Source organism: Erwinia sp. AK-PDG3-5 (genome assembly GCF_056821705.1).
In genome coordinates this window covers 1,153,143-1,174,395 of the sequence record NZ_CM165967.1, presented here as the reverse complement: position 1 = coordinate 1,174,395, position 21,253 = coordinate 1,153,143, and the positions used below count along the sequence as shown (strand labels likewise).

The 21,253-nt window shown below is 54.5% G+C and carries 20 protein-coding genes and 5 tRNA genes; 8 read left to right on the top strand and 17 right to left on the bottom strand.

All coding sequences use genetic code 11. The features are described 5' to 3' along the window. Positions 1-31 precede the first annotated feature (31 nt). A complete protein-coding gene (ffh, locus tag AC1UKS_RS05380) occupies positions 32-1,393 on the bottom strand; it encodes a signal recognition particle protein (RefSeq protein ID WP_013203489.1) in 1,362 nt (453 codons plus the stop codon). Between the two features lie 164 nt (positions 1,394-1,557). Between ffh and AC1UKS_RS05375 the strand changes: the two genes are divergently transcribed. After that, complete coding sequence (locus tag AC1UKS_RS05375) at positions 1,558-2,349, top strand: cytochrome C assembly family protein (RefSeq protein ID WP_013203490.1); 792 nt, start codon at positions 1,558-1,560, stop codon at positions 2,347-2,349. 25 nt (positions 2,350-2,374) lie between these two features. Then, a complete protein-coding gene (locus AC1UKS_RS05370) occupies positions 2,375-3,661 on the top strand; it encodes an HlyC/CorC family transporter (protein WP_041692104.1) in 1,287 nt (428 codons plus the stop codon). An 85-nt stretch (positions 3,662-3,746) separates the two neighbouring features. Here the strand turns inward: AC1UKS_RS05370 and luxS are convergent, their stop codons facing one another. The 16 genes from luxS to AC1UKS_RS05290 form a co-directional block, all read right to left on the bottom strand. Further along, entirely contained in the window at positions 3,747-4,262 is a 516-nt protein-coding gene (gene luxS / locus AC1UKS_RS05365) for an S-ribosylhomocysteine lyase (protein WP_013203492.1), read from the bottom strand. 153 nt (positions 4,263-4,415) lie between these two features. Then, positions 4,416-6,017 (bottom strand): glutamate--cysteine ligase, encoded by a 1,602-nt coding sequence (gene gshA, locus AC1UKS_RS05360; protein WP_041692105.1) that lies wholly within the window; start codon positions 6,015-6,017, stop codon positions 4,416-4,418. Positions 6,018-6,048: 31 nt separating this feature from the next. Then, the gene (locus tag AC1UKS_RS05355) at positions 6,049-6,477 is read right to left on the bottom strand and encodes a YqaA family protein (protein ID WP_041692106.1); all 429 of its coding nucleotides are present in this window, start codon (positions 6,475-6,477) and stop codon (positions 6,049-6,051) included. Continuing rightward, complete coding sequence (yqaB, locus tag AC1UKS_RS05350) at positions 6,474-7,040, bottom strand: fructose-1-phosphate/6-phosphogluconate phosphatase (protein WP_482436056.1); 567 nt, start codon at positions 7,038-7,040, stop codon at positions 6,474-6,476. The genes AC1UKS_RS05355 and yqaB overlap by 4 nt, the downstream gene beginning before the upstream one ends. 315 nt (positions 7,041-7,355) lie before the next feature. Then, a tRNA-Arg gene (locus tag AC1UKS_RS05345) sits at positions 7,356-7,432 on the bottom strand. A 271-nt stretch (positions 7,433-7,703) separates the two neighbouring features. Beyond that, positions 7,704-7,780, bottom strand: a tRNA-Arg gene (locus tag AC1UKS_RS05340). A 93-nt stretch (positions 7,781-7,873) separates the two neighbouring features. After that, a tRNA-Arg gene (locus tag AC1UKS_RS05335) sits at positions 7,874-7,950 on the bottom strand. 108 nt (positions 7,951-8,058) lie between these two features. Then, positions 8,059-8,135: transfer RNA gene (locus AC1UKS_RS05330), tRNA-Arg, on the bottom strand. A 3-nt stretch (positions 8,136-8,138) separates the two neighbouring features. Then, positions 8,139-8,231: transfer RNA gene (locus AC1UKS_RS05325), tRNA-Ser, on the bottom strand. 405 nt (positions 8,232-8,636) lie between these two features. Beyond that, complete coding sequence (gene csrA, locus AC1UKS_RS05320; RefSeq protein ID WP_004155916.1) at positions 8,637-8,822, bottom strand: carbon storage regulator CsrA; 186 nt, start codon at positions 8,820-8,822, stop codon at positions 8,637-8,639. 245 nt (positions 8,823-9,067) lie between these two features. Beyond that, a complete protein-coding gene (gene alaS, locus AC1UKS_RS05315; protein ID WP_482436055.1) occupies positions 9,068-11,695 on the bottom strand; it encodes an alanine--tRNA ligase in 2,628 nt (875 codons plus the stop codon). 139 nt (positions 11,696-11,834) lie between these two features. Beyond that, positions 11,835-12,350 (bottom strand): regulatory protein RecX, encoded by a 516-nt coding sequence (locus tag AC1UKS_RS05310; protein WP_013203497.1) that lies wholly within the window; start codon positions 12,348-12,350, stop codon positions 11,835-11,837. 139 nt (positions 12,351-12,489) lie between these two features. Further along, a complete protein-coding gene (recA, locus tag AC1UKS_RS05305) occupies positions 12,490-13,557 on the bottom strand; it encodes a recombinase RecA (RefSeq protein WP_013203498.1) in 1,068 nt (355 codons plus the stop codon). Positions 13,558-13,655: 98 nt separating this feature from the next. Then, positions 13,656-14,150 (bottom strand): nicotinamide-nucleotide amidase, encoded by a 495-nt coding sequence (gene pncC, locus AC1UKS_RS05300; RefSeq protein WP_265908709.1) that lies wholly within the window; start codon positions 14,148-14,150, stop codon positions 13,656-13,658. 110 nt (positions 14,151-14,260) lie between these two features. After that, entirely contained in the window at positions 14,261-15,034 is a 774-nt protein-coding gene (gene tam / locus AC1UKS_RS05295; protein ID WP_482436054.1) for a trans-aconitate 2-methyltransferase, read from the bottom strand. 25 nt (positions 15,035-15,059) lie between these two features. Continuing rightward, positions 15,060-16,193, bottom strand: a complete 1,134-nt coding sequence (locus AC1UKS_RS05290; RefSeq protein WP_482436053.1) for a trans-sulfuration enzyme family protein — start codon at positions 16,191-16,193, stop codon at positions 15,060-15,062. A gap of 97 nt (positions 16,194-16,290) precedes the next feature. Here AC1UKS_RS05290 and AC1UKS_RS05285 point away from each other — a divergent pair, with 97 nt between their 5' ends. Genes AC1UKS_RS05285 through AC1UKS_RS05260 form a run of 6 tightly spaced genes read left to right on the top strand, consistent with a single transcriptional unit; the run spans position 16,291 to position 21,251 of the window. Next, a complete protein-coding gene (locus AC1UKS_RS05285; RefSeq protein ID WP_482436052.1) occupies positions 16,291-17,481 on the top strand; it encodes a M20 metallopeptidase family protein in 1,191 nt (396 codons plus the stop codon). 29 nt (positions 17,482-17,510) lie between these two features. Beyond that, positions 17,511-18,359, top strand: coding sequence for a transporter substrate-binding domain-containing protein (locus AC1UKS_RS05280; protein ID WP_265908703.1), 849 nt, complete (start codon positions 17,511-17,513; stop codon positions 18,357-18,359). Between the two features lie 15 nt (positions 18,360-18,374). Then, complete coding sequence (locus AC1UKS_RS05275; RefSeq protein ID WP_482436051.1) at positions 18,375-19,094, top strand: ABC transporter permease; 720 nt, start codon at positions 18,375-18,377, stop codon at positions 19,092-19,094. 10 nt (positions 19,095-19,104) lie between these two features. Continuing rightward, positions 19,105-19,791, top strand: a complete 687-nt coding sequence (locus AC1UKS_RS05270; protein ID WP_482436050.1) for an ABC transporter permease — start codon at positions 19,105-19,107, stop codon at positions 19,789-19,791. Continuing rightward, positions 19,788-20,564 (top strand): ABC transporter ATP-binding protein, encoded by a 777-nt coding sequence (locus AC1UKS_RS05265; RefSeq protein ID WP_105760034.1) that lies wholly within the window; start codon positions 19,788-19,790, stop codon positions 20,562-20,564. The genes AC1UKS_RS05270 and AC1UKS_RS05265 overlap by 4 nt, the downstream gene beginning before the upstream one ends. Positions 20,565-20,573: 9 nt before the next feature. After that, positions 20,574-21,251 carry a GntR family transcriptional regulator gene (locus AC1UKS_RS05260; protein WP_482436049.1) on the top strand — a complete coding sequence of 226 codons (678 nt, stop codon included), beginning with the start codon at positions 20,574-20,576 and terminating at the stop codon, positions 21,249-21,251. Positions 21,252-21,253 lie beyond the last annotated feature (2 nt).

Below are 21,253 nucleotides of genomic sequence, written 5' to 3'. Positions count from 1 at the left end.
TCTAATTCGCCATCCTGTCTTTTCGGCTGATTTAGCGGCCCGGGAAGCCCGGCGGCATCATACCTTTCATGCCGCGCATCATCTTCGCCATACCGCCCTTTTTCATCTTCTTCATCATGCGCTGCATGTCGTCAAACTGCTTCAATAAGCGGTTAACGTCCTGCACCTGCATACCTGAACCGGTTGCAATGCGGCGCTTGCGGGAACCTTTAATGATCTCCGGCTTTTCGCGCTCTTTACGCGTCATGGAGTTAATCATCGATTCCATGCGCACCAGCACTTTATCGTCCATCTGCGACTTCACGTTATCAGGCAGTTGCCCCATGCCCGGCAGTTTACCCATCAGGCTGGCCATGCCACCCATGTTGCGCATCTGCTTGAGCTGATCGAGGAAGTCGTTCAGATCGAAGCCGTCACCCTTCTTGAGCTTGCTGGCCAGCTTTTCAGCCTGAGCACGGTCAACTTTGCTTTCGATATCTTCAATCAGCGACAGCACATCGCCCATTCCAAGGATACGGGAAGCAATACGTTCCGGGTAGAACGGCTCCAGAGCGTCGGTTTTTTCACCCACACCCATAAATTTAATCGGCTTGCCGGTGATTTGACGGATAGACAGGGCAGCACCGCCACGGGCATCACCGTCCACCTTGGTCAGGATCACACCGGTCAACGGCAGCGCTTCGTTAAACGCTTTTGCTGTATTGGCGGCATCCTGGCCGGTCATCGCATCGACTACAAACAGGGTTTCTACCGGGTTAATCGCGGCGTGAACCTGTTTGATTTCGTCCATCATCGCTTCGTCTACGTGCAAACGACCGGCGGTATCCACCAGCAGCACGTCGTAGAACTTCAGCTTAGCTTGCTGTAACGCATTCTTAACGATATCAACCGGCTTCTGGCTGAGATCGGATGGGCAGAAATCAACGCCAACCTGTTCCGCCAGGGTTTCCAACTGTTTAATCGCCGCAGGGCGATAAACGTCGGCTGAGACGACCAGCACTTTCTTTTTGTGCTTTTCGCGCAGGAATTTACCCAGCTTACCGACACTGGTGGTTTTACCCGCACCCTGCAGGCCAGCCATCAGCACCACGGCAGGAGGCTGCGCCGCCAGGTTGAGCGTATTATTTTCTGCGCCCATCGCCGCGACCAGTTCACTCTGAACGATCTTGACGAACTCCTGACCTGGGGTCAGGCTTTTATTTACATCCTGACCTACCGCCCGCTCTTTTACGCGGTTGATAAAGTCACGCACTACCGGCAGCGCAACGTCCGCCTCAAGTAACGCCATGCGAACTTCGCGCAGCGTGTCCTTAATGTTGTCTTCGGTCAGCCGTCCACGGCCACTGATATTGCGCAGGGATTGCGACAATCTGTCGGTTAAATTATCAAACATCGTCTCTCGCTCAACGTAATGAGAGGTCGCCAGGCGACACAATGGGACGGATTATAACATGAAGCCGCTGCGATCTCAGCCATCTGCGTTGAGATCGTTTGGAGCCAGCAGCCGCTGACGCTATACTGATTTTTTTCTCATCTGGCTGGTACCTGACAACACCTATGTCCGTTTTTGCGATCCTGGCGCTACTCGCCTACTCCTTCAGCCTTGCTTTGATTATTCCCAGCCTGCTGCGCAAGCAAAGTGGATGGCGTCGCCTGGCGGTAATCTCAGCTGTAATCGCGCTGATTTGCCACGCTGTCGCGCTCGAACAGCGTATTTTTGCCATCGACGGCGGCCAGAATCTTAGCCTGCTGAATATTGGCTCACTGGTCAGCCTGCTGATTTGCGCGATCATGACCATCGTCGCCTCACGCAATCGCGGCTGGATGCTGCTGCCGATTGTGTACAGCTTTGCGTTGATCAATCTGGCCTTTGCCACGTTTGTGCCCAACGCCTTTATCACCCACCTCGAAACCACACCGGGGATGATGGTGCATATCGGTCTTGCACTGTTTGCATATGCTACGCTGATCATTGCCGCACTCTATGCCTTACAACTGGCGTGGATCGACTATCTGCTGAAAAACAAGAAGCTGGCCTTTAACAGCGATATCCCGCCGTTGATGACCATTGAGCGCAAGATGTTCCACATCACTCAGGTTGGCGTGGTGCTTCTGACGCTGGTGCTTTGCACCGGCTTGTTTTACATGCACGATCTTTTCAGTCGCGAGAATGTCGATAAAGCTGTGCTGTCGATTCTTGCCTGGTTCGTCTATATCGTTTTGCTTTGGGGTCATTATCACGAAGGCTGGCGCGGTCGCCGCGTAGCCTGGTTCAACTGCGGCGGGGCTTTTCTGCTGACCATGGCGTACTTCGGTAGCCGGATGTTGCAGCACTTCCTGACCTCATGACCCTTCACTACAAGGAATTCCTTCGTTGGAACATGTTTCAACCACCACGTTAATTATCACTCTGGTCATCATGATTTTTGTCTCGGCCTACTTCTCCGGCTCCGAGACGGGGATGATGACCCTTAATCGCTATAAGCTTCGCCATCTGGCTAAAAACGGTAACCGTGCCGCTCGTCGTGTTGAAAAACTGCTGCGTCGTCCTGACCGCCTGATCAGCCTGGTGCTGATTGGCAATAACCTGGTGAATATTCTGGCTTCCGCGCTGGCCACCATCGTCGGTATGCGGCTATATGGCGATGCGGGTGTGGCCATCGCCACCGGGATCCTGACGTTTGCGGTACTGGTGTTCTCAGAAGTTCTGCCAAAAACCATTGCTGCGCTCTATCCCGAAAAAGTCGCTTTCCCCAGCAGCTTCCTGCTCGGCCCGTTACAGATCGTGATGATGCCGCTGGTGTGGTTGCTGAACACCATTACGCGTCTGCTGATGAGTATGGTGGGCATCAGAAGCGATGGGGCTATCAGCGGCGCATTAAGCAAAGACGAGCTGCGTACCATCGTGCATGAGTCGCGCTCACTGATGTCCCGTCGCAATCAGGATATGCTGCTGTCAGTGCTGGATCTGGAAAAAGTGAACGTCGATGACATCATGGTGCCCCGCAATGAGATTGCCGGCATTAATATCAACGATGACTGGAAATCGATTGTTCGCCAGCTGACCCACTCTCCTCATGGCCGCATCGTGCTGTACCGTGACTCACTTGATGACACCATCAGCATGCTGCGTGTGCGCGAAGCCTATCGGCTGATGACCGAGAAGAAAGAGTTCACCAAGGAAGTCATGCTGCGTGCTGCGGACGAAATTTATTACGTACCTGAAGGCACACCGCTGAACGTGCAGCTGGTTAAATTCCAACGAAACAAGAAGAAGGTTGGCCTGGTGGTGGATGAGTATGGCGATATCAAAGGACTGGTGACCATCGAAGACATTCTTGAAGAGATTGTCGGCGACTTCACCACCTCGATGTCCCCTACTCTGGCGGAAGAAGTGGTACCGCAGAATGACGGCTCAGTGCTGGTTGAAGGCAGTGCCAATATCCGTGAACTGAACAAAGCCTTTAACTGGACGTTGCCAGAAGATGAAGCCCGTACGGTGAACGGCATGATCCTTGAAGAGATACAGGATATTCCGTTACCTAATACCCGGGTGAAAGTGGGCAACTATGCGATTGATATTCTTGATGTTCAGGAGAATATGATTAAGCAGGTACGCATCATACCGAAGAAATCGTTGAAAGAGTCAGTCGGATCGTAAAAGGCGGGCGGTAAAAAAGGGCGGGAAATTTTCCGCCCTGTTCATAAGGTAAAACGTTGGGGCAAGCTCATTTGCCCCGGACAAACTAGATGTGCAGTTCCTGCAGTTTGTCTTTCGGCAGCGCCAGTTCGTCGTTATGGTTCACGCGAATGTCGTTGTCGATAATGTGACGTGCAATATCCTGCGCTTCATCTAAAGAGTGCATCTCAAACGTGCCGCACTGATATTCGTTCAGTTCAGGGATTTTGCGCTGGTCGGTGACTTTCAGCACGTCCTGCATAGCCCCTTTCCAGGCTTTAGCCACACGCTGCTCATCAGGTGTACCTATCAGGCTCATGTAGAAGCCGGTACGGCAACCCATTGGGGAGATATCAATGATCTCCACGCCATCACCGTTCAGGTGGTTACGCATGAAGCCAGCAAACAGGTGCTCCAGCGTGTGGATCCCTCGCTCAGGCATCACTTCTTTGTTTGGCTTGCAGAAACGCAGGTCGAAAACGGTAATGGTATCGCCATGAGGAGTGTTCATGGTCTTAGCTACACGAACCGCAGGTGCCGCCATAATCGTATGATCGACAGTAAAGCTATCCAGCAATGGCATATTGTTACCTCAACTAATGAATTTATTTTCGAATCAGTGAAACTTTCTCTGTCGTGCCCGGTCTGAATATATGAAAGACGCGCAATTTTGTTATCATCATCCCTGACAACAGAGATGTTATTTTGGCCACAGCAATGTGGCCATTTTCTTTTCTTAACTGCGACTCTTTAAGAAGTCTTCAAAGTTAAGCGTATCACTTTCTTCGATTTCCTGCTGACTCGCATTTGAGCGAACAGCTTCCTGCTCAAAATCAGACTCAGTCAAAATTTCCAGCGACTCTTCAGCCAGCTGATGGCGATACTGTTCCGCCAGGGCCAGCCCCGTGCCGTCAATGCCGTTATCTTTCAGGGCATTCAGGAATCGTGCTGAATAGGTCAAATCCGGATCGTCGAAAGAAGCAACCAGACGATCACACACTTCCTGATACAAATGATTTCCCTGCTGGCTATCCAGCGTTTCAGCCACGCGACGCAGATCTTTGAACAGCGTTTTGCCTACTTCTGCCAGCGGATGCTGCGCTTCACCACACCCCATGCCCAACATTAAGCCAGGCTTACGCCCTTCAAGGATCACGCGGTTCCAGTTGGTCCGGGTGCACAGCAGCTCGTCACTGCTCATCTCCGGCGCATCGGCCAGCGTACACCAAATCAGGAACAGATCCAGGAAGCGGACCTGATTCTCATCGACGCCAATGGCTGAGAACGGGTTGATATCCAGTGAACGGACTTCGATATACTCAATCCCACCACGCAGCAGCGCGTCAGACGGGTTCTCGCCGGAACGCGTGACACGTTTAGGACGGATTGGCGCATAAAGCTCGTTTTCAATCTGCAGCACGTTGGTGTTCAGCTGCAACCAGTTACCCTGCTCGTCCTTAATGCCCATCTCGCCATACTCTTTCGACGGCGTTTTGATCGCCGCTTTCAGAGCCTTCACATAATCGGGCAGATTATTGAAGGTGATGCCCAGACCGTTCTGAGATTTGTTGGTATAACCGAGGTCGCTCAGACGTAATGAGGTGGCATAAGGCAGATACAGCATGCCCTTTTCCGTTTTCTCGAACGGCAACTTAGTCTCTTTTCCCTGCAGGAATGAAGAGCAGATCGCCGGAGATGCGCCGAACAGATAAGGAATGACCCAGCCAAAACGGTAGTAGTTACGGATCAGGCGCAGATAGCCTTCGGAGATCGCATCCTGCCCGCTCTTCTCATCCTTACCTTCTCCCCATGCCTGCCAGAAAGAGAGCGGCAGCGAGAAGTTGTAATGGACGCCGGAAATAACCTGCATCAGCGAACCGTAGCGGTTTTTTAAGCCTTCACGGTAGAGCGTTTTCATCTTACCGATGTTGGAGCTGCCGTACTGAGCCAGTTCGATATTCTGACTGTCTTCAATCAGGCACGGCATGCTCATTGGCCACATACGCTCTTCGCCTAAATCGCGGGAGGTATGACGGTGGATATCCCGTAAAAAGGCCAACAGTTTGTCGATATCGCCTTCTACCGGCGTAATGAATTCGAGCAGCGTTTCCGCAAAATCCGTGGTAATCCACTTGTGCGTTAACGCCGAGCCAAGAGATTTTGGGTGGCCGGTGGTCGCCAGATGACCATCTGGTCTGACGCGCAGCGTTTCGCGTTCAATACCGCGACCAATACCTTTTAATGCGTCAGGATGAGCTTCCAGCCAGGAAAGCGCCTGTGATACGTCCGGGATCAAATTGACCTCCCGCTCGGAGAAAAACTTATTATTGTTAAGCATAATGTTAACCGTAGCGCCGATTATTCGCGAATCAATGCCACCAATCCATGCCCTGTAGTGTTGCGTACGCCAACGCTATGTAACGCAAGGTCTTACCCACGGCGAGAAAAAACACCATCGGCAGCCAGGCAAAACGTAGCCAGCCAGCGAGAACGCATAGCAGGTCGCCAATCACTGGCAACCAACTCAATAGCAGCGCAGCAGGCCCCAAACGGTGCAGCCACGCCGTTGCTGTGTTATGCCATCGCCCCTGCTGTTTTAACGGCAGCCAGCGACCAATGATAATATTTGTCAGACCGCCTAGCGTGTTACCAAGTGCTGCGGTTGCAACAATGCCACTCACTGAAACCTTTCCTGCTATCAGCAGGCCCGCCAGTAATACTTCTGAACTGCCGGGGAGTAAGGTTGCACTGAGAAAGCTGCTGGCGAACATCGACCCGTAAGCGAGCCAGTCACTCACAGCAAACGTACATCGACGAAGTCCATTCCTGCGGCCTGAGCTGCCTGAATGCCGAAATCTGCGTCTTCAAACACCACGCAACGTGATGGAACCACCTTCATCAACTCTGCGCAGCGCACAAAGGTTTCTGGCTCGGGTTTGTGGCGGGTGACATCGTCGGCCCCCACAATCACATCGAAGTACTCGCGTAGCCCCAGATGCTGCAGCAAGGCTTCTGCCATCGCATGTTCGCTACCGGTGCCAACCGCCATAGGACGACGTCCTTTGTAGGCTTTCACCACCTCAATCAGCGGCAGTGGACGCACGGTATCAAAGAGCATCTCTTTTAGCGCCACGGTTTTTTCTTCCGCCAGCTTAAAAGGGTCCAGCGTACTTTGATGACTGGCGATGATCGCTTCAGCAATTCGCCAGGTCGGCGAGCCATTCAGACCAATCACCGAGCGTTCGTCAAAGTGCAGTCCATGGCGGGCCAGAACGTCATGCCAGGCCTTACGATGCGTTGGCTCCGTGTCCAAAATGGTGCCATCCATATCAAAGATCAACCCTGCATAACTGTCGTACATTCTGCTCTCTCCATCCATGATCAAGTGAACAATTACTTTAGCGTAAAGCGGTGCACTTGTCGCTGTTGGCATGGATCCGCAAATGCCTTGATTTACATAGGGATTTTCATTATCAGAATTTGGCGTGAGAATAAGCTCAGAGGGTTCTAAACAGGAGTAGACATATTTTTTACACGGTAATCAAGGGGTTAATATTTTGAGGGTGGTAAATTGTTGTGAAGAGGAGATGTTGTGTGGAACGGTAATCCTCCTTTGTGCTGGCTTCAGCTACACGCTAATTTGCCAGAACAGCGGTGCTGCCAGAATTGCAGAATATGGTGCATCCAGGAGGATTCGAACCTCCGACCGCTCGGTTCGTAGCCGAGTACTCTATCCAGCTGAGCTATGGATGCATTGGGAAATGCGTTAATGCTGAGGGGTAATGCGATGATACCGTCGAGTGCGCTGGCTGAATTGTTGAGAGAGACAAATCAGTCGACTACAAGGACCGTAAAATCTTCATTCTGGTGCTGCCAGAATTGCAGAATATGGTGCATCCAGGAGGATTATTCGGCTTCGCCTCACCCTTACGGGCCGTTGCTGAAGCAACGTTATCATCCTTTGTGCTGGCTTCAGCTACACGCTAATTTGCCAGAACAGCGGTGCTACCAGAATTGCAGAATATGGTGCATCCAGGAGGATTCGAACCTCCGACCGCTCGGTTCGTAGCCGAGTACTCTATCCAGCTGAGCTATGGATGCATCGGAAAAACTAAGGGGAGATAACGCGACAAACCTGAGGTGATACTGAAGAAACTAATTGCCATTCGAAGGAACGCTTTCACTTCTCAGAAATGGTGCATCCAGGAGGATTCGAACCTCCGACCGCTCGGTTCGTAGCCGAGTACTCTATCCAGCTGAGCTATGGATGCATGACATATTCTGGTATAACGCAGGGTGCTAACGACTCACCGTGATACAAGCTGCTAACAAGTATCGTACTACACACAAAAAAGTTTAGTTCAAACTCTCTCGTAAAATGGTGCATCCAGGAGGATTCGAACCTCCGACCGCTCGGTTCGTAGCCGAGTACTCTATCCAGCTGAGCTATGGATGCAAATGGCGGTGAGGCGGGGATTCGAACCCCGGATGCAGCTTTTGACCGCATACTCCCTTAGCAGGGGAGCGCCTTCAGCCTCTCGGCCACCTCACCAGTACGCACTCTTGCGAGTTGTGCTTCAGAACTTGATAACTGCTCATCGGCACTGCGTGGCGCACATATTACTTTGGCGGACTTATAAGTCAAACAATTTTTCCCCCTACGTGTTTGATTGCACAATTCGCAGGCAATACGGGTGTTTTGGCGACAAAAAGATTGAAATATCAACAATAATACCCAGGCGATAATGCAATAAGCTCAGCGCAAGAAAATACAATTGAGGGACGATTTTGGCCCACGACAGCCAATACAGGGCAATCAAAAGCAGTATTGAGGCAGAAACAGTGAAAAGTTCAGGGCAACAGAGAAAGCGGAACGGGGGATTTAAGACAGAAGAATGGCAGGGATGACGAAGAAAACCGGTAGCGCCTCGCTAAGCGTAGCGAGACGCCGGATCCGTTAGTAACTCGTTTGCTGAGTTTTTTCGGCCTGAATACGCTGATAGATCTCTTCGCGATGGACAGACACTTCTTTAGGGGCGTTCACACCGATGCGAACCTGGTTCCCTTTCACACCCAGCACCGTTACAGTCACCTCATCGCCAATCATGAGGGTTTCACCAACTCGACGAGTTAGAATAAGCATTCTTTGCTCCTTGAAAGATTAAAAGAGTCGGGTTAACTGTCGCCCGGCATTATCCATCGTATAACGCTAAATATAGACTATGACAAATACACCACAAGTGCACCATCATACCAATACATTCTGCTGATACTTAGTTTAGCCGAAATACCCTTCGCTAACCTGACTTTGTGTTTTTTAAGAGTGCACCCATCAGTAAGCGCCATGGAGTGACTCCACAGCGCCTTCTGCGCGCATTTTTTATTTTGTTACAGCTTTGCAGCGACCCACGACTCAACGCCTGCCAGTGCCGCAGGCAGCGCCTGAGCATCAGTGCCACCCGCCTGAGCCATATCAGGACGACCGCCACCTTTACCGCCAACCTGCTGAGCCAGTTCGCCCACCAGTTCGCCGGCTTTAACCCGGTCGGTCAGATCTTTCGTTACCCCGGCAATCAGGGAGACTTTCCCATCCGCCACGGTCGCCAGCACGATGATTGCTGACTTGAGCTGGTTTTTCAGCTCGTCGACCATCGTACGCAGCATCTTCGGCTCAACGTTGCTCAATTCACTGACCAGCAACCTGGTGCCTTTAATCTCAATGGCTTTACTGCTCAGGGACGCACTCTCCTGCGCCGCCTGCTGATCCTTAAGCTGCTGCAGCTCCCTTTCCAGGCCGCGTACGTGATCAATCATCACACGGACCTTTTCGTTCAGGTTGCTGTTGTTGGCTTTAATCAGATGGGCAATGTCCTGCAACTGCTCGCTCTGGGCATACATCAGGCCCAACGCGCCTTCACCGGTTACGGCCTCAATACGACGCACGCCAGCAGCGGTGCCCGACTCAGACAGAATGCGGAACAGGCCGATATCACCGGTACGGCTGGCGTGGGTACCCCCACAAAGTTCCGTGGAGAAGTCGCCCATGCTCAGCACACGCACGTGATCGTCATACTTCTCACCGAACAGCGCCATCGCACCATGGGATTTCGCGGCTTCCAGCTCCATGATATTGGTTTCAATCGCCAAATTGCGACGAACCTGGGCATTAACAATCTCTTCAACCTGGCGAATTTCTTCTGGCTTCATCGCTTCAAAATGCGAGAAGTCAAAACGCAGGTATTTGTCGTTAACCAGAGAGCCCTTCTGCGCCACATGATGACCCAGAACCTGACGTAATGCAGCATGTAACAGGTGCGTAGCAGAGTGATTCAGACGAATGCGGTCACGACGTGCCTGGTCAACCTGCGCTGACAGACGATCGCCAATGCGGATTTTACCGGTTGCCAGCGTGCCTGTATGACCGATCGCCTGGCCGTATTTCTGCGTGTCGTTGACGGTAAAGGTGGCTGCATCGCCTTTCAGCTCGCCGGTATCGCCAACCTGGCCACCCGACTCGCCATAGAATGGCGTCTCATCCAGCACAATCACCCCTTCCTGCCCTGCCACGATCTCTGTCGCCGGTTTACCGTCGACAAAAATAGCGGTCACGGTGGAGTTCAGTTCAAGCTGCTCGTAGCCTTTGAAGGCAGACGCGGCATCAATCTGGATCACTTTGCTGTAATCAGCGCCGAAGCCACTGGCCTCACGCGCACGTTGACGCTGCTGCTCCATGGCTTTCTCGAAGCCAGCCTCATCAATCTTCAGATTTCTTTCACGGCAAACGTCAGCCGTCAGGTCAGCCGGGAAGCCGAAGGTGTCATACAGACGGAAGACGGTTTCGCCATCCAGCGTATCGCCCTGCAATTTCTCCAGCTCTTCATCCAGCAGCGCCAGACCACGCTCCAGCGTTTTAGCAAACTGCTCTTCTTCTGTTTTCAGGATCTGCTCAACCTGAGACTGCTGGGTTGCCAGCTCTTCGCCCGCGGAACCCATCACAGAAATCAACGGCCCAACCAGTTTCCAGAAGAAGCTGCCCTGCGCGCCCAGCATGTTGCCATGACGGACAGCACGACGAATGATGCGGCGCAGCACGTAGCCACGGTTCTCATTCGAAGGGATAACCCCGTCAGCAATCAGGAAAGCACAAGAACGAATATGATCGGCAATTACGCGCAGGGATTTGCTGGTCAAATCCGTGGCGCCCGTCACCTCAGCAACCGATGCGATCAGCCTGGCGAACAGGTCGATTTCGTAGTTAGAATTAACGTGCTGCAGAACGGCAGTAATACGCTCCAGGCCCATGCCGGTATCGACAGATGGCTTAGGCAACGGCAGCATGGTTCCGTCTGGCTGACGGTTGAACTGCATAAAGACGATGTTCCAGATCTCGATAAAGCGATCGCCATCTTCTTCCGGGCTGCCCGGAGGACCACCCCAGATGTGATCGCCATGGTCGAAGAAGATCTCGGAGCACGGGCCGCAAGGACCGGTATCGCCCATCTGCCAGAAGTTATCGGAGGCATACGCGCCGCCCTTATTATCACCGATGCGGATAATGCGCTCGCGCGGCACGCCCACTTCTTTTTCCCAGATGTCGAAGGCTTCGTCATCGGTCTCGTAAACGGTGACCCACAGTTTCTCTTTCGGCAGGTTAAACCACTGTGCGCCGGTCAACAGCTCCCACGCAAAGCCAATGGCCTCGCGCTTGAAATAGTCGCCGAAGCTGAAGTTACCCAGCATTTCAAAGAAAGTGTGGTGACGGGCGGTATAACCCACGTTTTCGAGGTCGTTATGCTTGCCACCCGCGCGCACGCAGCGCTGAGAGGTGGTGGCGCGGGAATAGTTACGCTTATCCTGACCGAGGAAAACATCTTTAAACTGGTTCATCCCGGCGTTAGTGAACAACAACGTCGGATCGTTTTTTGGGACGAGGGAGCTACTGGCTACAACCTGATGTCCCTTGCTTTGGAAAAAGTCGAGAAACGCCTGGCGAATCTCCGCAGTGCTCTTGCTCATAATTGTCCCTGAATCACGCTAAAGACTGTTTCGTGAGTCTAACCTCGCCAGAAAGCGTTAGTCTTCGCTGGCAACTCACGAACAAAAAGTGGTGAATAAGATAAATTTTCTTCGGGGGGAAGTAAAATCCCATCGTCGGTCATTCGTCAAAATTTGAGAAAATGGCGCGAATATCGTCGGAAAAGAAGCCTTTGGTCATCAGATAGCGTTGGACTTTGGCTTTCTCCTTCCAGTCGGTAGGCAGCGGTAAGCCAAATTTGCGTTCAGCGACTTCAAATGCCTGGCGCGCCCAGTCAATTTCGCTATTGGCCAGCACCTCATCCGTCAGCGCCTTGTCTATCCCCTTCTGCCCCATTTCCATCCGAATACGCTGTGGGCCATAGCCTTTTCGGCTGCGGCTGGCGACAAAACGCTCGGCAAAATGGGCATCATCCAGATAGCGGTTTTCATAGCACCAGGCCACCACGCGGTCGATTTGCTCCGGCGTGATGGTCTCCGGTTCCTGAGACTTGTTTTTGGCATACATCGCGGCGCGTTCGGCTGACAACGCCAGCTTGCGGCGAAACTCAACTTCGCTGTGATCGCGCATGGCAAGAATGCGCATTGCCCGATCCAGCAGGCGAGCGAACTGGCTACGTTCAGTGGCGTCAGACATCTTGCTCCACGTTTTTTCAGGTTTAAAGGGGGATCACACGGTAAGGGTAGCGAGGTTGAAAGCAAGAAACAAAAAAAGGAACGGATTTAATCCCGTTCCTTTTTTCTCATGCTGACAGCGCAGGCTGTCAGGAACGAAATCAGAAGTTTTCGTTGGTTTCGCTGGTTTCATCCAGCTCGGCCGCCGTTGCCACAAAATCAGGCTTGGTGTCCGGGTTGGTCAGCAGCGTAGCACGCAGTTTAGCTTCAATTTCGTTGGCGATAGCCGGGTTCTCTTTCAGGAAGTTGCCTGAGTTCGCTTTACCCTGACCAATCTTATCGCCGTTGTAGCTGTACCAGGCACCGGCTTTTTCAATCAGCTTGTGCTTCACGCCCAGGTCTACCAGCTCGCCGTAAATGTTGATGCCTTCGCCATACATGATCTGGAACTCAGCCTGCTTGAATGGCGCTGCAATTTTGTTCTTCACCACCTTCACGCGGGTTTCGCTGCCGACGACTTCGTCACCTTCTTTAATTGCACCAATACGGCGGATATCCAGACGGACAGAAGCGTAGAACTTCAGCGCGTTACCACCGGTTGTGGTTTCCGGGTTACCGAACATCACACCGATTTTCATGCGGATCTGGTTGATGAAGATCAGCAGGGTGCCAGAGTTTTTCAGGTTACCGGCCAGCTTACGCATCGCCTGGCTCATCATACGTGCCGCGAGGCCCATATGAGAGTCACCAATTTCACCTTCGATTTCTGCTTTCGGCGTCAGTGCCGCCACGGAGTCAACGATGATCACGTCTACCGCACCTGAACGCGCCAGCGCGTCACAGATTTCCAGCGCCTGCTCACCGGTGTCCGGCTGAGAACACAGCAGGTTATCGATATCCACACCCAGTTTTTTGGCATAAACCGGGTCAAGGGCATGCTCTGCATCGATAAACGCACAGGTTTTACCTTTACGCTGTGCAGAAGCAATCACCTGCAGGGTCAGCGTGGTTTTACCGGAAGACTCAGGGCCATAGATTTCAACGATACGCCCCATTGGCAGGCCGCCCGCACCCAGTGCGATATCCAGTGACAGGGAACCGGTCGAAATGGTTTCCACGTCCATGGTACGGTCTTCACCCAGGCGCATGATGGAGCCTTTACCAAATTGCTTTTCAATCTGGCCCAGCGCTGCTGCCAGTGCTTTTTGCTTGTTTTCGTCGATAGCCATTTTCGCTCCTAATCATGCGGGGTAAAGCACACGCACACGCGGCTTTGCATATACTCAATATGGGGCTGATTATACTGTATGGTCATACAGTATCAAGTTTAATTTTCGAGAAAATGATCGCGCAGGGTCTGGAGCGCCCAGGCGGTGGCCTGACGGCGAACCGCTTCACGGTCACCGGAGAAAACCTGCCGTTGGGCCAGCGTCTCCTTGCCTTCTGCGGCAAAACCGAACCAGACCGTGCCCACGGGTTTTTCCGCCGAACCGCCATCCGGGCCGGCTATCCCACTGACAGATAGTGCAAAATTCGCCCGCGCCTGCCGCCGCGCGCCTTCGGCCATTTCCCGCACCACCTGTTCGCTGACGGCTCCAAAACGCGCCAGCGAGGCGGCAGTCACGCCAACTAAATCCGCTTTCGCCTCATTACTGTAGGTCACAAAGCCGCGCTCAAACCATTGCGAACTGCCGGCGATATCAGTCAGCACTTTGGCGATCCAGCCGCCGGTGCAGGACTCCGCCGCCGTCACCGTCGCCTTGCGGTGTAACAGCCGCTGCCCGATGTCCTTGCTCAGCTGCATTAATTCTGTGTCCGTCATCCCGACTCCTCTTTTCCCTCACTAACAGAACCGCAAGCCTAGCATTTTTTCTCGTTAAAAGAGGCCGCAAACGCCGTATTTGCGCGCCGTCTTCCAGGAAAAACGCAGGCTCACCCTTTTCGGGCCACCATAAACAGCCGAGGGAAAGGCATCAGCACATTGCCATCCTGACGGACCGAATAAGCACCGGCCAGCTCACGCAAATATTCCGCGAGAAAAGCCTCTTGATCCGGTTCACTCAGTGGGGTCAGAAACGGCCGCAAGCCGGTCGCCTTCAGCCAGTCCACCATCGCCTGATGCGACGGCATCACATGGTAATAAGTGGTGCGCCAGATATCGACCTTACAGCCCGCCGCACTCAGCAAATCGTAATACGCTTCGGTACTGAGCAGTTTCTTGCGGTCGGCGGCACCCGGGCCAATTTTCTCTGCCCACCGTGGGTCTTCCGCCACTTTGCGCATCAGGCTGTGCGTCGGCTGGTCAAGGTTATCAGGCATCTGGATTGCCAGCACGCCACCAGAAGCCAGCTGTGCCACCAAATGGGGGAATAACTGCTGATGATCGGTCAGCCACTGCAAAGAAGCGTTGGCGTAAATCACCTCCTGCGGCACGTCAGCCTGCCAGTGACGGATATCGGTCTGTACAAAATGGCAATCAGGCAGTCGTTTCAGCGCCTGCTCCAGCATCGCCTGCGAGCTGTCCAGCCCCGTCACGCGGGCTTCTGGCCAGGCCTGACAGAGCAGCTCGGTACTGTTGCCCGGCCCACACCCCAGATCGGTGGCACGGCTGACATGTCGGAGGGGAATGCGGGAGAGTAATTCGGTGGCAGGACGCGTCCGTTCAGCTTCGAACTGACGGTAAAGATCGGGATTCCAGTCTTTCATGTGTTCCTCATCATAACGGTCAACCCTACGCATTAACTGTAGCATCTAACGCCTGGGCAAGATCGGCAAGCAGATCCGCGCAGTCTTCAATGCCCACCGACAGGCGCAGCAGATCGTCAGGACAACGGGATCCCTCGCCTTCCGTACTGCGACGGTGTTCAATCAGGCTTTCTGTCGACCCTAATGAGGTTGAATGGCGGAAGACGCGGGTGCGACGACAAAACGCGGCGGCGGCTTTTGCACCGACGTTGAGCTGGAAAGAGAGCATCGCGCCAAAGCCGCCAGAGAACTGGGCCTCAGCGCGGGCAAAATGGGGATTCTGTTCCAGCCCGGGATAATGCACCCCGGAGACGCCAGGCTGCTGTGCCAGCCAGCGCGCAATCTTTAACGCATTCTCAGAGGCCCTTTCCACCCGAAGCGACAGCGTGCGCATTCCGCGTAACAGCAACCAGGCTTCCATTGCCGGCAATACCGAACCGGATGCGGTGCGGTAAGCGATAATCTCCTGCCACCACGCGTCCGGCCTGGCGGTCACCAGAGCGCCAGCCGTTAAATCGCCGTGGCCATTCAGGTATTTGGTCGCCGAGTGCAGCACCACGTCCGCCCCCAGCGTCAGCGCGTTGAGCCATAACGGCGTGGCCACGGTGGCATCCACCACCAGCCTCGCCCCCACCCGATGAGCCACCTTCGCCAGCGCCGCAATATCGGCAATTTTCCATAAGGGATTGGTGGGCAGCTCGGCCCAGATCAAATTCGTATGCCCCTGACGCGTTGCCTGCCCGACCGCTTCCAGGTTACAAAGGTCCACCAGCGTTATGGCGATCCCCTGCCGCTGGCAGTAGCGGCTGATGATGGTACGAAACTCGTAATAGCAATCCGCTTCGAGGATCACGCCGTCACCCGGTGTAAGCGTAGATAGCACGGCCCAGGCCGCAGTCGCCCCGGCGTTGAAGAAGGCACAACCCTGACCGTGTTCGAGGGTGTTGAGCAGCGATTCAGCCAGTAGTACCGACGAGTTTCCGCTACGGGCATAGCCCAGTGCGCCTTCACTGCCATCGATAACCGAGGTAACGCTGCTCTGAACAGGCGGTACAAGCCCACCGCTTTGCGGGCAGGTGTAATGGCCGAGTCCAGCCAGCAAGGTGGCATTTTTACGCATAGCGGCTTGTTTCCTGTTGATTTTTTGGCCATTATCGATTGTCGACAATCAATTGTCTATCTTTTGACCAGCAATTTTCCCCACTGTGAGGTTATGAATGAACGCATCTCAGCCTGAGGGCCTTGATGAAAAAATTGCCGGGATGGTGAAAGGGTTGGCGCCCCACCTGATTGCGCTGCGCCGCGATATTCATGCGCATCCGGAGCTGGGTTTTGATACGCATCGTACGGCAGAAGTGATCGCCCATGAGCTACAGAGATTAGGCTTTGAGCCGCAGACCGGCGTGGGAAAAACCGGCGTCATGCTGGACATTCACGGTGCAGAGTCAGGCCCAAGTCTGTTGCTGCGTGCCGATATGGATGCCCTGCCCATCGAAGAGAAAACCGGATTGCCGTTTGCCAGCGTCTGGCCGGGCAAAATGCACGCCTGCGGTCATGACCTGCACACGGCAACCCTGCTGGGTGTGGCGGCCACGCTGAAAGAGCTGCAGCCGTTGCTGAAAGGGTCGGTGCGCCTGATCTTCCAGCCGGCGGAAGAGACCACGGAAAGTGGTGCCGCGGCGATGATTGCCGACGGAGCCGCCGATGGCCAGGACATGGCGATCACCTTCCATAACCGCCCGGAACTGGCGGTCGGCAATATTCTGCTGACCCGTGGCGCCAGTACCGCGTCCTGTGATGAGTTCGACGTGCAGGTGATCGGCATCTCCGGGCACGCCGCCCGTCCTCATGCCGCTGCGGACCCGATTGTTGCCACCGCGTATTTGATTACCCAACTGCAAACCATCATCTCCCGCGAGATGGATCCAGCCCAGTCAGCGGTAATGACCGTGGGGCATATTGAAGGCGGCGCCATCCACAATATTATTCCGGATTCCTGCCTGTTTCGGGGCACGGTACGGGCGCGCTCGGCCGCCTCACGCGATCATATTGAAGCTGCCTTCCGCCGCGTGTGTGCCGGAGTGGCGCTGGCGATGAACGTCAAAGTGGAGATCAACTATCAGCGTGGCGTTCCACCGCTGCTCAATGACGACCGGATGGTCGACCTCGCCGAGCAAAGCATCACTCGCCAGTTTAAGCAGCAGCCTGAAGTGCAGCAAGGCAGAAGCTTCGGCGCGGAAGACTTCTCCTACTTTTCCGACCGGGTTCCGGCCTGTCAGATCCATATTGGGTCGGCTCAGCCTGGCCGTAACGACCATGTTCATAACTCAGACTATCAGCCAGACGAAGGCTGCATCAGCGTCGGTGCCATCGCGCTGACGCGTTTAACGCTGGATATTCTCTCTTAATCCGTTTTTCACTTTCTCAGGGGTAGCACATGATTCTGACACGCAAACGTTTCCTTACCGGTGCCATTGCCGCATTGGGCCTGCTGGTTCTGCCACAGTTACAGGCGAGAGACCTCTCGTCGCTGACCTTCGCCACCGAAGGCGCCTTCCCTCCGTACAACCAGACCACGCCATCGGGTGAAATTGTCGGCTTCGAACCCGACATGATCAAAGAGATCGCTAAGCGCGCGGGCTTTAACTACAAAATCGTCGCCCAGAGCTGGGGCGGCATGATCCCAGGCCTGCTGGACGGTAAATATGATGCGATCGTCGATGCGGTGTCGATCACCCCTAAGCGTCAGGAAACCATTAACTTCACCAGCCCATACATCAACGGCGGCTCAGGCTTTGTCACCACCAAAGACAGCAGCATCACCAGCCTGCCCGGTACCGGTACCCGCATTTCACTGACCGATGATGCCGCCAGCAAACCGGCCATCGACAGCATCGCTAAGCTGGTGAAAGGCAAAACGATTGGTGTGCAGGTAGCCACCATTCAGGCTGACTTCCTGAAAAAATACTTTGGTGATATCGCCACTATTCGTACCTATCCTGGCGGCAAAGATACCTTCTTCGACCTCGATGCCGGCCGCGTGGATATGGTGATGGCGGCGGTCCCTAACCTGACGGCCTACGTGAAGCGTTCAAACGGCAATGGCGCACTGACCGGATACACCTTCCAGAATGGCGTACTGGGATCGGGTTCGGCGATCGGCATGCGTAAAGACGACACGGAACTGCAGGCGAAACTGAACACCGCTATCGATTCTATGGTGAAAGACGGCACGATGAAGGCGCTGATCGTCAAATGGTTTGGCATGGATTTATCGCCACAATAATGACCGGAGTTCCTGATGGGTATTGACTGGCAACTTCTGAGTTTTGGCCCCGACGGATGGGGCCCCGTGCTGCTGAAAGCCGCTGGCGTGACGGTATCCGTGTCGCTTTGCGCTTTTTTGCTGGGATCGGTGATTGGCAGCCTGGTGGCCTGGGCGAAGATTGGCAGCAACCGCTGGATGCGTCGACTGGCGGAAGGCTATACCGTGGTGTTACGCGGTATTCCTGACCTGATCGTCATCTATATCTTCTACTTTGGCGGTCGTCAGGTGCTGGCCTTCTTTGGTCACGCACTGGGTATGCAGGGGCCGTTTGATATCAGCGGCTTTGTCGCGGGCGCGCTGGCGATCGGGCTGATTTCGGGTGCCGGACAGGCTGAAGTGTTCCGTGGCTCTTATCACAGCATCCCCAAAGGCACGCTGGAAGCCGCCACGGTGGTCGGCATGGGAAAATGGCTGATGTTCCGGCGGGTAATCGTCCCGCAGGCGCTGACCACCGCCATCCCCGGACTGGGCAATCAGTGGCAGTCGGCAATTAAAGAGTCGGCGCTGGTGTCGGTGACCGGCCTGGTCGAAACCATGAATCAGGTGCAGGTGGCTTCCGGCTCGACGCAGATGCCCTTTTTCTTCTTTGCCGTTGGCGCAGTGATTTATTTGCTGATCACCACCGTCTCTGAGTTTGCGATCCGTCAGGCTGAGAAATGGTCTTTGCGCGGTCAGAATTACCACCAGCTTTAGGGGCACGGGCATGGACATTACCTTTATACAAGAGACCTTTCTAAAGCTGTTAGCCGGCCTGCCGCTGACCCTAAACCTGGCGGTACTGTCGCTGTTGGGTGGCGGTTTGCTGGCGCTGACTCTCAACTTACTGCGGGCCACGCGTGCGGGCAGTTACGTCGCGCGCAGTTATGTGTTTCTGTTCCGCGGCACGCCGTTGCTGATTCAGATTTTTATGATCTATTACGGTCTCGGCAATATCAGCGCCATTCGCCACAGCTTTCTCTGGCCGTTCCTGCGCGATCCTTACTGGTGCGGGCTGCTGGCCCTGATCCTTAATGACGCGGCCTACACCGCTGAAATTCTCAGAGGCGGCATTCGCGCCGTGCCCGCCGGGGCTATTGAAGCCGCGAGGGTGTGCGGCATGTCAAAATTCACCATCCTCAAACGGATCACGCTGCCGATTGCCGTCCGTCAGGCCTTACCGGCCTACAGTAATGAAGTGATTTCGATGGCCAAGTCGACGTCGCTGGTCAGCACCATCAGCCTGATGGACGTCACCGGGATTGCCAACGCCGAGGTCTCATCCACCTACAGGGCGCTGGAAGTGTTTATCAGTGCGGCGGTGATTTACCTCGCCATCTCGCTGATCGTCACCAAGGGTCTCTCCCTGTTTGAGAAAAATCTTTCACCCGATAAGTTCGGAGCCAGAGCATGAGCACACCCACGCTGACACTGCGTAACATAAAGAAGAGTTTTGACCAGCATGAAGTGCTGCATGATGTCAGCCTGACCGCCAACGACGGCGATGTGATTTCGCTGATTGGCGCCAGCGGCTCGGGCAAAAGTACCCTGCTGCGCTGCATTCCTTTTCTGGAAGTACCCCAGGGCGGCGAAATTCAGGTCGCTAACGAAAAAATCACCCTGACCGGTAGCGACGGCACGCTGACCAACGCGCAACAAACCGCGGTGCGCAATATCCGTCAGCAGCTCGGTTTTGTTTTCCAGAGCTTTAATCTTTGGCCGCACCGCACCGTGCTGCAAAACATCATTGAAGCGCCGGTGCATGTGCAAAAGCGCAATAAAAAAGAGTGCATCGAAGAAGCGGAAGCGCTGCTGGAAAAGGTCGGGCTGTCGGCGAAGAGGGATGCCTGGCCTGCTCACCTTTCTGGCGGTCAGCAACAGCGTATTGCCATTGCCCGCGCGCTGGCGCAGCACCCGAAAGCGATCCTGTTCGATGAGCCAACGTCAGCCCTCGATCCCGAGCTGGTCGGTGACGTATTAAAAGTGATCCGCGACCTGGCTGAAGAAGGCCGCACCATGATTATCGTCACCCACGAAATGGGCTTTGCCCGCGAAGTGTCGAACAAGGCGATCTTTCTGCATCAGGGGCGGGTTGAAGAAGAAGGCCCGCCTGAGCAGGTCTTTTCCAACCCCAACTCCGACCGCTGCCGGGCCTTTGTCAGCAGCCATTTCCAGCGCAACTTTTAAGGTTTCGTCATGGATAAACAGGATCCCATCGTACGCAAGAGTTTGCAGGATAACGCCATCGACTGGCTTCGACGGGAGATTGTCCATGGCCGCTTGCAGCCCGGCGAAGTGCTGACCGAGATTGCGCTGGCGCAGCAGATGGGCGTGGGCCGCGGCACCGTTCGTTCGGCGCTGTTTGCGCTGGAAGCGCAGGAACTGGTGGTACGTTCGCCTTATCTCAGCTGCCATGTGGCGCCGTTAAACGCCGAAATCATCTGGGAAATCTACACGCTGCGGGAAGCGCTGGAATGTCTGGCGGCCAGAATTTACGTCAGCCGCCGCACGCCGTTAAGCCGTCAGAAACTGAACCAGGCTTTTGACGGCCTGGCGAAGGCGGAGAAGGGTGATATGGACAGCCGCGTCGAGGCCGATCTTCGCTACCATCGCACGCTGGTGGACGCGACGAGTCACGGGCATCTCAACCGCAGGCACAAGCAGTTACAGGATAAAATGGAGTGGCTGTATCGCTGGTCAGAAGGCCACTGGCCGCAGCGTGAGCCGCTGGTCAGTGGGCATCAGGCACTGCATGATGCGCTGATTGCCGGCGATGAGGATCGGGCCGAAGCGATGACCCGCCAGCATATCCGCTCCTCGCTGGAAGAAGACCTGCAGGGGTTTGCAGGTCTTTCCTCAGACACGCAGCGCTAAGG